Origin of the sequence: Arsukibacterium sp. UBA3155 (assembly GCA_002364615.1) — a bacterium.
Classification (GTDB): domain Bacteria; phylum Pseudomonadota; class Gammaproteobacteria; order Enterobacterales; family Alteromonadaceae; genus Alishewanella.
On sequence record DEYP01000025.1, the window covers coordinates 390,801 to 404,837 of the forward strand.

Genomic DNA, 14,037 nt, shown 5'->3' on the forward strand with positions numbered 1-14,037 from the left:
CAGCTCCCTTTTTCGTTAAAAACCCAACTGTTCAATAATTTGGTTTGCGACTGCGCGGGCGCTTTGTTCGTCTGTGCGCACGGTAAAGTCGGCAATCTCTTCATATAAAGGATTCCGATCCGCAGCAAGGCGTTCTAACACTTCACGCGGCGCTTCTTCAGTTTGCAGCAAAGGACGGCGTTTATCACGTTGAGTCCGAGCTACCTGCTTTTCTATAGGGGTTTCCAGATAAACCACAATACCCCGTGCTGATAAGCGGTTGCGAGTCTCTTTACTCATCACCGAACCACCACCCGTCGCCAAAACGATACCCTGCAATTCGGTTAAATCGGAAATGACCGTTTCTTCACGCACTCTGAAGCCCTCTTCACCTTCCAAATCAAATACCCAGGCGATATCAGCACCAGTGCGGCGCTCAATTTCCTGATCTGAATCGAAGAAGTCAAGATGAAGCATGTCTGCTAAATGACGTCCGATAGTGCTTTTGCCTGCGCCCATCGGGCCCACAAGGAAGATATTACGTTTTTCTGCCATATGTCGTAGTGCTAAATCAGCTTACTCAATGAAAAGTTGAATTGAAGGACCAAAAGGCTCCCGCGAAAATTTGAAGCGCTGAATTATGTCAGGAATGGCCTTTCGTTGGCAAGTTAAATCTGACTTGATTCGGGAAGCTGCTGCGCAGCTCCCGAATCAAACCGCCTTTACTGGCCTTCAGTCAGGATCTTAGGAGTGACGAAAATAAGTAACTCGTTTTTCTCATTAACATCACGTTTTGACCGGAATAAAGCACCAACATAAGGGATATCACCAAACATAGGTACTTTCGACACTGTCGATAGTATTTGCTGCTGATAGATACCACCAAGCACGATAGTCTCGCCGTTATCCACCAGTACCTGGGTCTGAATTTGTTGTGTGTCTATCGCGGTTGCTGGTCCTGTTGGAGTTTGAACCGTTTCACCGCGGGTATTCTGGGTAATTACCAGGTCCAGAATAATTTTATTATCCGGCGTTATTTGTGGCGTTACTGTCAGGCTTAGTACCGCTTTTTTAAATTCAACGGTGGTGGCACCACTGGATGCCGCCTGTACATAAGGGATCTCTACACCTTGCTCAATTCGAGCTTCTTTCTGATTCGAGGTAGTGATCCGCGGACTGGCGATAATTTCACCTTTGTTTTCCTGCTCGAGTGCTGAAAGCTCTAAATCAAGCAAGGTACCATCAGCTAAACGTGCAACATGGAATGCAATACTGCCTGCCGGATTCTGGATAGGCAGGTTAACGTTCCAGCGGTCATCCAGTGCCGGGAACTGGCCAGTAGAAATAGCGTTTGAGCCTGAAGCATTACCCGATACGCCCCGGTTGCCACCACTGGTACTCTGCTGGTCACTAAAGCCCCAGCGAATACCCAACTCATCGGTAACACTGTCGCGTACCGTTACCATTCTTGATTCAATCAATACCTGACGAACCGGCACATCTAACCGCTCGATCAATTTACGGACGCTTTCAATATTCTTGGCCGTGTCTTTAATTAAAATGGTGTTAGTACGCTCATCTACAACCACACTGCCACGACTGGACAACAACGTGGCTTCGCGGTTGGCTAGTAAACCAGCCAGATCAGCTGCTTTGGCATAATTAATGGTCAAATAATCTGAATAAAGTGGCTCAAGTTGTTCAACCTGCTGCTTCGCTTCTAACTCGCGGGCTTCCCTGGCTGATAATTCCTCAGTTGGCGCTACCATCAGAATATTACCATCCATCCGCTTATCGAGGCCTTTAACACGCAATACGATATCAAGCGCCTGATCCCACGGCGTACCATCTAAACGCAAGGTAATGTTGCCGGTAACCGAATCACTGGTGACCAGGTTAAAACCGTTATAATCTGCGATAATCTGCAATACTGTACGGATCGGAATATCCTGAAAATTCAGTGATATAGGACGACCTTTATACTCACGACCGCCGCCCAGAATACTACGATTGGTGGTATCGCGCTCAATGTTAAGCGTGAAAATATTATCTATCTGCTGATAGGTGTAAGTGAAGGCGTCGCTGGTCGCAATTTCTAAGCGGGCTGATGCGCCCTCCTTAAAAGTTTCTATTCCGGTAACGATAGTACCAAAATCCATGACATCCAGCTGATACAACAACTCATCTAAAATGTCAGTATTATGGAATTCAACAATTAACTTTCCAGCACGCTCACTGACATCTACTGCTGCAGTATTTTCGCGCAGGAACACTAACACCCGGCCTTCACCTTTCTCGCCACGACGAAAATCTATAGCCTGCACCCGGTTAATATAGGTCGGTGTTACGTCTGCGGCCTGACCTACCTGCTCAGCAGTCGGATTATCAGAAATGTGCATATAAAACACATTACCGCGCACCCGGGTCCGGTATATTTTCAGATAATCAAGATAAATTGTTGATTTAAAACCTTCGCCGAGGAATTCAGACTTTATTCTTTTTACTCCGGCCTTATCGATCATCACTTGTTCAAGTTTTTCTTCGTAGTCAGAGTTATCGAAATACAGCTCTATCCTGGCTGGTTCATTAAACACCTGAATACTCGGATCTGTGTACAGATCTTCATCGAATATAAACTCGATCTCTGTTTCGCCGGTGAGCAAGGGGTTATACCTGACATCGTACAGCAATGGGACTGCTGCTGCAGGCAATGCGAACAACAATAACGCTGTCACAGCCAGCCGGGTGCCGGTGATTCCTCGGGAAATTCTTTTGATTATTTTATCCATGATATACTCGCACACCTATCAATTACTCGTCATTGCTGTAGTTTCAACCATTTGAACCATGGTCGTCCGCTCTTTCCAGCAACCTGCCCCGTCTGGGATTAACTCTAACAATTCTACATGGGTTGGCTCGACACTAATTACCCGCCCATGAAATAAACCAACATAATTATTTAACGTTATCCGGTGTAGGGTTTTATCTGACGCTTCGATCAACGCCCAGATATTACCGGTATCACCTAAGGTCCCACGCATTTTCAGGTTATCAAGTGCATACTTCTCCAGCGGTTCCTTGCGCCGTCTCGGATCCGGATGCAGACAATCCTGTACCTGCAAGAATCGATCCTGAACAGCTTCAGGCCGTGGCTCTGAAAACGGACTCCGGCTATTTTGAGATAAATAAGCAATATGCTCAAACTCTTTAACCTCTGGCAGCGGCTCTACTCGTGGCTGAGTACTGGCTTTAACAGAGTCCATATGGGCCTGAACTTCACTTAAGTCGTCAAAGCAACCTGACAGTAAGGTTGCAACAGAAACTGCTAAGATGAGTTTTCTCATTGCGCAGTCTCCTTATAGCGGTACGTTTTCGCGGTAACATTAAAACGTAAGCGTTCGTCTTTTTCTGTTTGAATGGAGAAATCGTGCAAACTGACTATCCGCGGTAATTTGGCAACTTCACTCACAAAGTTACCGAATTGATGGTAGTCGCCTACCACGTCTATTTTAATCGGCAGTTCAGTATAAAATTCTTTTTCAATTTCCGGCTCCCAGTTAATCCTCAGAAAGGTTAAACCGCTTGTGGTACCAACATAGGTTATGTCGTCCAGTAAGCCTGGGGTTTCGTGAGTGGTTGGCAGCTGCTTCAGTAAGAATGAAAACGTATTTTCCATTTCAATCATCTGCTGCTTATACAAATCGAGATTAACTGCTGAAGCATAGCGAGTACGGTAAACTTGACGCAATTCCGTCTCTTTTCGCTCAGCACTGTTTAATTCATCAATTTTGCTGTCAATTAATAAGAAATAACTCAGAGTCCCAACTAAAGCCGCCAAAATAATGGTGAAAATGACTTTAGCTGCAACGGGCCAGGAGCCCATGTTTTCAATATCAAGATCATTAATATCGATTTCAGATAAATTGAAATTCAGGCTCATCGTGCACCACCTCTCGCACTGGGTGTAACCGGCTCACTATCCTGCACCGCTTCATAGCCTTTCACGGTAAGATGCATTTTAAAGTTACTGAGTAACCGAGATTCATCTTTACCCGCTTCAATAAACTCAAGTAGCGGACTATCCAGTAATTCTGACTGTTCAGCATCGCGCAACATCGTTGACAGCCGGTTATTTGACTCACTACGACCAATCAATAATAAATTAGAGCCTTTTTTCTCTAATTGCGTCAAATAAATACCCGATGGTACTACCCGGGCAATTTCAGACATAATTTCTGTACCCAGGTTTCGGCTGCCCTGTAGCTGTTCAATCAGGCTCATTCGCTGCTGTAAACTACGTTTTGTTTCATTCAAAGTGCGAATTTCAGCAATTTTCTGATCGAGCACTTTAATTTCATTTTCCAGATAGCGATTTCGCTGATACTGGCCATCAATCATACTGCTGTAGACCATGTTAATCAGGAAAAACACCAGAAAACTCATTACTGCAGTCATCGCCAGTACGGTTACATATTGTTTTTGCTTTTCTTTGCGCGCAGCTTCACGCCAGGGCAGTAAATTTATATATGCCATGATGAAAAACTCCGTAAGGCAAGGCCACTGGCAACCATTAATTGCGGGGCACTTTTATTTAATTGTTCACGATCAACTGAAGTGGCAACATCGATTGTTTTAAATGGATTGGCCACCACAGTGTGGATGCCAAGTTCGTCAATCAGTAGCCTGTCTATGCCTTCAATTAACGCGGTACCTCCAGAGACAATAAGGTAGTCAACGGCATCGCGGCCACTACTGGTAAGATACATCTGGATGCCGCGCCGTATTTGTTGCAATAACATGGTCTGAAACGGCGCCAACACTTCGAAGGTATAGTTTGGCGGTAAATCACCACTCACTTTAGCCAGTTCAGCTTCGTCATAACTTTTATTGTAATAAGACAAAATACTGCGGGTGTATTGCTCACCACCGAAGGCCTGGTCCCGCGTATACAGTGTCTTACCTTTTTCAACAATACTCAGTAAGGTCATAGTGGCGCCAATATCAACCAGTGCCACAACCTTACCAGCCGCATCATCTGGCAACTGTTTAAGACATAATTCAGCAGCCCGGCTCAAGGCATAACTTTCAACATCAACCAGCTTGGAACTAAAACCACCATTCTCTAATGCGGCTACTCTTGCTTCAACACTCTCGGTCCGTGCGGCGCTTAGCAACACATTGACTTTGGACGGATCGGACTCATTCACATCCAGCTTTTCGAAATCAAGACTAACTTCATTTAATGGGTAAGGAATTAAGGTATCCGCTTCAACTTCTATCTGGCTTTCCAATTCAGCATCAGTTAATGACACATCCATGAAGATCACTTTGCTGATCACGGTGGATCCAGAAACCGCAGCAGCGGCGAATTTGATCGACCTTGGGATCTTCTTACGGATCTTGCCGATCACATTGCCGACGGCTTCAATGTCCTGGATCTCACGATCTGACATTGCGCCTTTGATCATCGGCTCGACAGCAAAGGCCTCGACCTTGTACTGGTTACCGTGCTGACTTAACAGCACAGCCTTGACAGAGTGAGCACCGATATCAATGCCAACCATCATAGGTGTTTGTTTACTGAACAGGCTTTTTATCATAGCTTCCTGCGGCCATTTTATAGTTATGTTTATTATTGTCGTATTCTTAGCTCAGACGCTATTTTTTAGCAAGAAAAAGCGTTTCATCGACACTCAATAAATATATACTAGCAGCGTTGTAAAGGAATTGGGAGTAAAAATTGGGGTTATTCAGTGTCTTGGGTTAAAAAACTTTTAATAGTCTGCCTGGTTGGTTTTTTCGCCGGGATCCTGACGATCGTTGCGATGTACTTTTATGTCCGAAATGATCTGCCAGATGTGGCAACCTTGAAGGAAGTAAAGCTACAAACGCCGATGCAGGTTTATACTGCTGACGGCCAGCTTATTTCACAATTTGGTGAGAAACGGCGTATCCCTTTAAAACTGGATGAAATGCCACCTTTGCTGATTCAGGCTTTCTTAGCTATTGAAGATACAAGGTTTTATGAACATCCTGGTATAGATGTTATTGGCATAATGCGCGCCCTTACCGTGGTTGCGTCCTCAGGCGACTTTAGTCAGGGTGCCAGTACTATTACCCAACAGTTAGCGCGTAATTTCTTCCTGAGCCGGGAGAAAAAGATCATGCGCAAAATTAAAGAAGTGTTCCTGGCGTTCCGAATTGAGAACCTTCTGGAAAAAGATGAAATTCTTGAGCTTTACCTGAATAAAATTGAATTAGGTCATCGTTCTTTTGGTGTTGGTGCCGCTGCGCAAGTTTATTTTGGCAAAACCGTTACCGAATTAACCCTTGATGAAATTGCTATTATAGCTGGCTTACCCAAAGCGCCCTCTATACTGAATCCTATCCGTTCTCCCGCAAACGCAAAAAAACGGCGGGATACGGTACTTACCCGAATGCGTGCTATCGATGTTATCAATGAACAAGAATACCGAACTGCGTTAGCAGCCCCTATTACCAGTAAATTGCATGGTGCTCAGATCACGGCTTCAGCGCCATATATTGCTGAAATGGTTCGTCAGCAGATGATCGAACGCTTTGGGGAAGAAGCGGCTTATTCTGAAGGCTACCGGGTATACACTACTATCCAGAGCAACGAACAGCAGGCGGCAAAGCAAGCCTTACAACAAAACTTGTATCAATATGATGAGCGCCATGGTTACCGCGGGCCAGTAGCAACTTTATGGCAAGCAGAGCTAGCAGCAATCAACTCATCCGAAAATGCAGAAACAACAGCTCCGGCGGAACCGGCACAAAGCACCGATAGACCATTGTTTAACGAAACTAACCGCCCCGAACATAACGACATATTGTCCTATTTAAGTGAGCAGCAAGGTATTGAGGATTTATTTCCGGCTGTGGTACTTACGGTGAACGACAAAAGCGCTGAAGTGTTGCTGGCCAGTGATCAGATAATAACGCTGGAATGGGATGGGTTAAAGTGGGCCAGAGCCTTTATAACTGATGAGCGTCAGGGTGTGGCACCCAAAAGTGCTGCGGCTATTCTGGCGCCAGGTATGCATGTTATGGTGCGGCAACAAGAGCAGCAATGGCGTTTGAGCCAGATACCGGCTGCAAGTAGCGCGCTAGTCGCCGTTAATCCTGAAAATGGGGCCATACAGGCGTTAGTTGGTGGCTATAGTTTCAGTCAGAGTCAATTTAACCGGGCAACACAGGCAAAACGCCAGGTCGGTTCAAATATCAAACCTTTCATTTACTCTGCTGCGTTGGAGCACGGCTATACATTGGCTTCGATAATGAATGATGCGCCCATTCATCAATGGGATGATAACGCAGGTATTGCCTGGCGACCACGTAATTCGCCCCCGGTATATGATGGACCAATCCGGATCCGGGAAGCCTTGGCTAAATCGAAAAACGTGGTGTCAGTTCGTTTGCTACGTGGTGTCGGTATCGACCAAAGTATTCGTCATTTACAGCGATTTGGCTTTGCCGCGAATGATTTGCCTCGCAACGAAACCCTGTCATTAGGTTCTGCATCATTAACACCGCTCGAAGTAGTCACTGGCTACGCGGCGTTTGCAAATGGTGGTTTTCTGGTCACGCCGTTTGTTGTTGACCGGGTACTGAATGAACAGAATGAAGTTATTTTTCAACATTATCCAGAAATTGCCTGTCGTGATTGTCTGGCCCAGGCTCAGACTCCAAACGAATTGCTACCAGATACAGCAGAGACGGCTGCGCCAGAACTTACTGCTGACAGTGAGCAACAGTTACAGGAACTGTTTAACGCCATGCAACAGTCTGAAGCAGCGGAGCCAGCAGCTGAAGCCGAACTGGTTGAACCGGTTGATCCGGTAGAACCGCAAGTAGCGGAGCAGGTAGTCAGTAGTCAGAATGCGTACTTAATTGCTGATGCACTGACCAGCAGTGTCTGGGGCGGTGGCGACTGGCGTCAGGGTACCGGTTGGAATGGCACGGCCTGGCGCATTCAACGATTAAAACGACGTGACATTTCTGCAAAAACCGGTACTACCAATGATTCTAAAGATACCTGGTTCTCCGGTTTTACCGCCGCAACGGCAGTGACTACCTGGGTCGGCTTTGATGATGCCAACCGCAGTCTTGGCCGGGCGCAGTGGCATGCCAATATGGGGCAGGATCAGAGTGCCGGCACCGAGTCAGGTGCCCGAACCGCGTTACCTGCCTGGCTTGATTATATGGCAATGGTGCTACCTGGTTATCCGGAAGAACCCATACAGCCCCCTACTGGCCTGGCGTCGGTACGGATTGATTTAGCCAGTGGCTTACTGAGTCGCAGTACCGACCATACCAGCACGTTTGAATTTTTTAAAATTGGTACTGAACCTACACAGTATAGTCAGAATAGCGTACAGCAAATTCATTTCGATAATGATAAGAAAGCTGAACCGGACGAATCTGAACTTTTTTGATACGTACCTTACACACGATTAACTGACACCAGAATTACGGTTTATCTATCCAATAAAAAGGCCAGCAATAACGCTGGCCTTTTATGCTTTTCATTACCTCGTATTAACCCTGCTAGTGACTATTAGCCGCTTTTTCAAACCAGACTTTAGCACTCGCCAGTGCCTGCATAACCTGCTCTGATGCCGTTCCGCCCAAGGCGCACCGTCGCGCCATACCAGCTTCCAGTGTCAGGGCAGGATAAACATCATCACTTATTAACGTACTCACCTGTTGCAACTCAGCAAGGCTCAATGCTTCCAGCGGCAGCTGTTGCTTTGACGCCACTAACACCAGCTCACCGGCACATTCATGTGCATCCCGAAATGGCATACCTTTGCTTACCAGATAATCAGCCAGATCGGTGGCATTGCTGTAACCAAGCTCAGCAGCTTTACGACATTGTTGCTGGTTCACCGTTAAATGAGGCAACACGGTCGCCAATACCAGTAATGATTGTTGCCAACTGTGCATCAGATCAAAAAAGCCCTGCTTATCTTCCTGCATATCTTTGTTATAAGCCAACGGCAAACCTTTGAGAACATGTAAAATGGCTACCAGGTGACCCAGCACCCTGCCGGTTTTACCACGCAATAGCTCAAATACGTCTGGGTTCTTCTTTTGCGGCATTAGTGAAGAACCAGAACTGATGGCATCACCTAACTTAAAAAAGCCAGCTTCACCAGAGCAGAAGAAAATAACATCCTCTGACAACCGCGATAAATGCGTCATGCACAAGCTGGCCGTTGCGGAGAGTTCGACCAGATAGTCCCGGTCCGATACCGCATCTAAGCTATTTAAGGCCGCGTTACCAAAGCCCAGCTCAGATGCCAGAACCTGACGATCGATATTTATGCCGGTCCCGGCCAATGCACCGCAACCGAGCGGACAACTGTCCATTCTCACCAGCGCATCGTCCAGTCTGCCCAGGTCACGCTTAAACATTTCGACATAAGCCAGGGCCCAGTGAGCAACCAACACCGGTTGGGCACGCTGCAAATGGGTAAAGCCCGGCATTACCGCGTGCTCAGCTTTTTCGGCAAATTCAAGCAATGCTGCCAGTGCCGCCAACAACGATTTTCGTACCGTGCCTGTTTGCAAACGAGTCCATAACCGCAAGTCGGTTGCGACTAGATCGTTGCGACTGCGGCCAGTATGCAACTTTTTCGCTACGCTCCCCAGCTTGGCGGTAAGCTGGCTTTCCACCCAGCTATGGATATCTTCTTCGGTTGTCTGCAATGGCAAACGGGGATCAGCTTCTATCGCGATCGCCAGATCGGCCAACCCCTGATCAAGTTGGCTGGCTTCATCAGCACTTATAATGCCGGCGTGTTGCAGGCCTTTGGTCCAGGCTCTGGATGCGGCAATATCCTGCTGGGCCAGCAAATAATCAAAACTAAGAGAGTCGTTAAAATCACGAAACTCGCTCAGGGTGGCTTCAGTAAATCGTCCTCCCCACATCGCCATAGTACTTAATCCTTTTGTTGATGCATTGCCCGGATCCGGCTGGCCAGACTGTATAACCGGATAAAACCAGCAGCATCTTTCTGATCATACACTTCGTCACCCTCAAAGGTAGCAAAAGCCTCTGAATACAGAGTGTTAACCGACCGACGTTTCGCAACAGTAACATTACCTTTGTACAGTTTAATAACGATATCCCCGGTTAACTGTTCTGCCAGCGATGTCGCCGCGGCCAGTAACGCGTCTTTAAGCGGGGTAAACCAACGGCCATCGTATACCAGCTGAGCAAACTCCAGACCGATTTCTTCGCGATACTTCAGTGAGCTTCGATCATAAACCAGTGCTTCCAACCCTTTTAAGCCCGCCAGCAGAATGGTTCCGCCTGGTGTTTCATAGCAACCCCGGGACTTCATACCCACCAGCCGGTTTTCAACGATATCAATTCTGCCTATGCCATGTTCAGAGCCCAGCTCATTTAAAAATTGAATGGCGGCCACCCCATCAAGTTGCTGACCATTAACCCGGGTTAACAGGCCACGCTCAAATGCCAGCTCAACATAAGCCGGATGGTCTGGCGCCTGCTCGGGTGATTTTGTCCACATCCACACTTGCTCAGACGGCTCGCACCATGGGTCTTCCAACTCGCCGCCTTCATGTGATATGTGCCACAGATTGGCATCACGACTATAAATCTTGGTGGCAGAAGCGGTTGTCGGCACCTTTTTTTCAGCCAGATAATCAAGCAGCGACTGCCTGGAGTTAAACTGCCATTCACGCCATGGCGCGATAACTTTTAACTGCGGTGCCAGCGCCGCAAAACAGCTTTCAAAACGCACCTGATCATTACCTTTACCGGTACAACCGTGGCAAAGCGCATCAGCACCCAACTCCAGCGCCAGTTTTACCTGAGCTCTGGCAATCACCGGGCGGGCCATTGAGGTCCCCAGTAAGTACTGGCCTTCATAAACGGCACCGGTTTTTAACGTTGGATAAATAACTTCATTGACCAGTTCATGCTGCAGATCCACCACATAACAGCTACTGGCTCCTGAGTTAATGGCTTTTTGCTCAACTCCGGCCAGCTCTTCTTCGCCCTGACCAACATTGGCGACAAAGGCAATAACTTCACAGTCATAGTTATCTTTTAACCACGGTACAATAGCTGATGTATCCAGGCCACCTGAATAGGCCAATACCACTTTTTTTATACTCATTATTACCTCAACTAAATAAACTGACTAAAACTGCATTCTGGGCATGCATCCGATTCTCGGCCTGTTGCAATACCAGTGAATAATCACTGTCGAGCACTTCGCTGGTCACTTCCTGGCCCCGATGCGCCGGCAGACAATGCATAAAATGTTTTACTGCTAAACGCTGCATTACCGCAGTATTAATCTGATAATCGGCGAATAACTGGCCAACTTGCTTGGGATCCGCTTTAGCGCCCATCGACAACCAGGTGTCGGTATAAATGGCATCTACCCCTGCGGCAGAAGATAAATGCTGACTCAGAATCAGTTTAGCGCCACTTTTCGCTGCCAGTTGCTGTGCTTTAAGTAAAACGTGGGCATCAGGGCCATAACCCGGAGGGGTAATCACGGTTAAATCCATGCCCATGATTGCCGCGCCCAGCATTAAAGAATGGCAAACATTATTGCCGTCTCCAACAAAGGCTACATGCACCTTGTCCAGCTCACCAAATTGCTCATGTAACGTCAGTAAATCCGCCAGAGCCTGGCAAGGGTGATATAAATCACTCAGGGCATTAATTACCGGCTTTTTACTGCTGTGTGCCAGCTCTATCAACGTTTTCTGGCTGAAGACCCGGGCGACGATCGCATCGGTCCAGCACGCCAGATTACTGCCGAAATCCTGCACCGACTCACGTACGCCCATGGCACCATTTTGTAAATCGAGATAAACACTGTGCCCGCCCAGCTTATTAATTCCCACATCAAAGCTAACCCGGGTACGCAACGAAGGCTTTTCAAACAGCAGGGCGATGCTTTTGCCGGCCAACGCCGAGCTATACTGCGCCGGGTTCTGCTTGATTTTTACGGCTAACGTCAACATCTGACTAAGTTGGGTCCGGTCCAAATCCGCTAAGCACAATAGCTGACTTAATTTACTCATAAAACACGCTGTTATCCGCCAGGCGGTTTCCCAGGTTATGCCATCAGTACACTGTCACACTGCGGCAGGTTTAATATAAAATGCAGGTGCCAACCGGCTCGTTCTGCATCAGCTTTAATAAATTCTCTGGCTGTTGCCAGCCCGCAACAATGATATTGCGCCGCAGCGCCAGGCCAGTTTCCAGGGCTGCATCCAGTTTTACTTTCATGCCGCCTTTAATTACGCCACTGGCTACCAGCTCAGCGGCGCCAGCGGGGCTAAGCTCGGCAATAAGCTGCATCTGGCTGTCCAGAATACCCGGAACATCTGTCAGTAAGACCAATTCACCCTGCACTAACTGACAAATGGCGGCAGCGGCTAAATCCGCGTTTACATTGAGCAACTGGCCTTCACTTCCAATACCTACCGAGCTGAACACCGGCGTAAAACCTTGCTCCAGTAACAACTGGATCAGCGTTGCACTATTCGCTTTTGCCAGGCCAACCGCACCAAGCTTAGTATTAACCGTAAACTTCAAGCTGGCGCCTGCAGACAGATTCAGCCCTACCGGATTCAAGCCTTGCTGCATCGCCCGGCTGACTAATTCAGCGTTAACTGCACCGTCCAGCGCGCCGGTTATTACCGGCATTTGTTCTGCAGGGGATACACGCTGGCCATCAATTTTCTCAGTGCTAAAACCAAATTTTGCCAGCCAGAGGTCGACCTGGTCACCACCACCATGCACCAGTACCACAGGCCGCTGCTGTTTGAGCTGACAGCACACGGCAAGTAGTGCATCCAGCGCAGGGCGCTCCTGCAATAAACGGCCGCCCATTTTTATTACCAGCGGTAAAGTTTTCATACTGCCACCCCGCCAAATAAACCGGCAGTTTCGGGCTTATTAAAGCGTACATTGGCGGCTTGCATTGCCTGCGCTGCAGCGCCTTTTAGCAGGTTATCAATGGCTGAAACCACAACCAGCTGCTCGCCATCTTGCTGCCAATATAAGTCGCAATAGGGAGTACCGGCCACGTTAGCGACATTAGGTGATTGATTTAATATTCGGACCAACGGTTTATGCTGATAAGCCTCGGTGAACGCGCTTTTAACCTGCTCTGGACTGACATCAGATTTTAATGTCACCACACTGGTAGCAAGAATACCGCGTTTAAAATTGCCTAAATGGGGAGTAAATACCACTTTCCGGTCAAGGTTTTGTTCAATTTCGGGACGATGCCTATGCCCAAAAAAGCCATAGGCATTTAAACCCACTTCACAAAATGACGTACTAAGCGCGGCTTTGCGGCCGGCTCCGGACACGCCACTGGTCGCATTAATCACCGGGATGCATTGCTCCGCCAGTAAGCCAGAGCTCACCAAAGGTAATAGTGCCAATGAACAGGCAGTTGGATAACAGCCGGGGACTGAAATCAGATTTTTCGGAGTCTCCTTCAGCCATTCCATCAGGCAATATACTGCCTCATTTAACAGTTCTGGGTGCTGATGCTGATAACCATAATATTTAGGATACAGCGCAGGCTCTTTAAGCCGGAACGCCCCCGATAAATCGACCACCACTATACCAGCTGCCAACAGCAATGGCGTAACGGCTTCACTGGCTTCATGCGGTAACGCCAGAAAAGCGACATCAACGTGTAAGCTGCCGATCCTTTCGTCCTGCCAGGGCTCAACCGTAATATCAATGGCATTGGTAAAGCGTGGATATAAATTGCTTAATGGCTCTGCGGTGCGACCCGCAGACGCAAACGCGTAATCCAGCGAAAAATAAGGGTTGGCTACCAATAAAGCGCATAGCTCGGCACCGCTGTAGCCAGCAGCACCTAACACTGCACTGCGAATTTTTGGATCAGAAGATGACACTAAAGACATGTTTACCCTATTCAGTTGCAAAACCAGCTAAAAGTTATAGCATATAACGGCTGCTAGTGTAGAACGGCAAACATGCAGAATCAACAATAATTATGC

12 protein-coding genes are annotated in these 14,037 nt (G+C 47.6%); 1 reads left to right on the forward strand and 11 read right to left on the reverse strand.

What is annotated here, in order from left to right; translation table 11 throughout:
• Window positions 1–15: 15 nt before the first annotated feature.
• The 6 genes from aroK to B2X65_RS13720 all read right to left on the reverse strand — a co-directional run bounded on the left by aroK (window position 16) and on the right by B2X65_RS13720 (window position 5,579).
• Window positions 16–534, reverse strand: a complete 519-nt coding sequence (gene aroK, locus B2X65_RS13695; RefSeq protein ID WP_290613436.1) for a shikimate kinase AroK — start codon at window positions 532–534, stop codon at window positions 16–18.
• Window positions 535–701: 167 nt separating this feature from the next.
• Complete coding sequence (locus B2X65_RS13700; protein WP_290613438.1) at window positions 702–2,768, reverse strand: type IV pilus secretin PilQ; 2,067 nt, start codon at window positions 2,766–2,768, stop codon at window positions 702–704.
• An 18-nt stretch (window positions 2,769–2,786) separates the two neighbouring features.
• Complete coding sequence (locus B2X65_RS13705; protein WP_290613440.1) at window positions 2,787–3,323, reverse strand: pilus assembly protein PilP; 537 nt, start codon at window positions 3,321–3,323, stop codon at window positions 2,787–2,789.
• Window positions 3,320–3,919, reverse strand: a complete 600-nt coding sequence (locus B2X65_RS13710; RefSeq protein ID WP_290613442.1) for a type 4a pilus biogenesis protein PilO — start codon at window positions 3,917–3,919, stop codon at window positions 3,320–3,322. The genes B2X65_RS13705 and B2X65_RS13710 overlap by 4 nt, the downstream gene beginning before the upstream one ends.
• Entirely contained in the window at window positions 3,916–4,512 is a 597-nt protein-coding gene (locus B2X65_RS13715; protein ID WP_290613444.1) for a PilN domain-containing protein, read from the reverse strand. The genes B2X65_RS13710 and B2X65_RS13715 overlap by 4 nt, the downstream gene beginning before the upstream one ends.
• The gene (locus B2X65_RS13720) at window positions 4,500–5,579 is read right to left on the reverse strand and encodes a pilus assembly protein PilM (protein WP_290613446.1); all 1,080 of its coding nucleotides are present in this window, start codon (window positions 5,577–5,579) and stop codon (window positions 4,500–4,502) included. Before B2X65_RS13720 ends, B2X65_RS13715 begins: the two co-directional genes overlap by 13 nt.
• A gap of 153 nt (window positions 5,580–5,732) precedes the next feature.
• On the opposite strand from B2X65_RS13720, the gene B2X65_RS13725 reads away from it, so the two are divergent.
• Window positions 5,733–8,435, forward strand: a complete 2,703-nt coding sequence (locus tag B2X65_RS13725; protein WP_290613448.1) for a penicillin-binding protein 1A — start codon at window positions 5,733–5,735, stop codon at window positions 8,433–8,435.
• A gap of 112 nt (window positions 8,436–8,547) precedes the next feature.
• On the opposite strand, the gene argH is transcribed toward B2X65_RS13725, so the two are convergent.
• The 5 genes from argH to argC all read right to left on the reverse strand — a co-directional run bounded on the left by argH (window position 8,548) and on the right by argC (window position 13,941).
• Window positions 8,548–9,939: an argininosuccinate lyase gene (gene argH, locus B2X65_RS13730; protein ID WP_290613450.1), complete on the reverse strand. Its 1,392-nt coding sequence runs from the start codon at window positions 9,937–9,939 to the stop codon at window positions 8,548–8,550.
• 5 nt (window positions 9,940–9,944) lie between these two features.
• Complete coding sequence (locus tag B2X65_RS13735; RefSeq protein ID WP_290613452.1) at window positions 9,945–11,150, reverse strand: argininosuccinate synthase; 1,206 nt, start codon at window positions 11,148–11,150, stop codon at window positions 9,945–9,947.
• Between the two features lie 7 nt (window positions 11,151–11,157).
• Window positions 11,158–12,072: an ornithine carbamoyltransferase gene (locus B2X65_RS13740; RefSeq protein WP_290613454.1), complete on the reverse strand. Its 915-nt coding sequence runs from the start codon at window positions 12,070–12,072 to the stop codon at window positions 11,158–11,160.
• 70 nt (window positions 12,073–12,142) lie between these two features.
• Entirely contained in the window at window positions 12,143–12,913 is a 771-nt protein-coding gene (gene argB, locus B2X65_RS13745) for an acetylglutamate kinase (RefSeq protein WP_290613456.1), read from the reverse strand.
• The gene (gene argC, locus B2X65_RS13750; protein ID WP_290613458.1) at window positions 12,910–13,941 is read right to left on the reverse strand and encodes an N-acetyl-gamma-glutamyl-phosphate reductase; all 1,032 of its coding nucleotides are present in this window, start codon (window positions 13,939–13,941) and stop codon (window positions 12,910–12,912) included. The genes argB and argC overlap by 4 nt, the downstream gene beginning before the upstream one ends.
• Between the last annotated feature and the right edge of the window lie 96 nt (window positions 13,942–14,037).